This is a genomic window from Brevundimonas sp. (assembly GCF_031082345.1).
GTDB lineage: Bacteria > Pseudomonadota > Alphaproteobacteria > Caulobacterales > Caulobacteraceae > Brevundimonas.
Map to the genome: position 1 here is coordinate 1 of NZ_JAVHLH010000105.1, position 463 is coordinate 463.

The window sequence follows — 463 nt, forward strand, 5'->3', positions numbered from 1 at the left end:
CGGGGGGGTATCCGTGTTGGGGACGCCGGCGGAGTTAAGTACGGGACCTACCAATGTGATGACTTTCTGCGCCCTTGGGATTCTCGCCGGCATGTTTTCGGACCGTGTAGCTTTTTGGCTGTCTGAGAAGGCGGAGATTTTCTTCGCAAGTACGCGGACCGAGGATGGACCCAAGGTCGAGCCCTAGGGATAATCCATCCCTCACCGACGCGGCGCGCTCGAGCTGGGTCAGTCCTGCCAAACGCGACTTCGATGTAAAGCTGGTGATCGACGGCACGCCAAGTCCGCCATTCAGCGCGACGGCGCGGTCCCCTCCGACTACTCCAGCGGAACACAGCCCATCGGGCTAGAGTGGCTTGGCGCCGCATTCCAGAAGCAGGCCGTCAGCGCGCCATCGCGAGATTCCCGCACGACGACGGCTCTGGCGCTCATTTCGCCATAGGCGACGCCAACGACCCGGCCG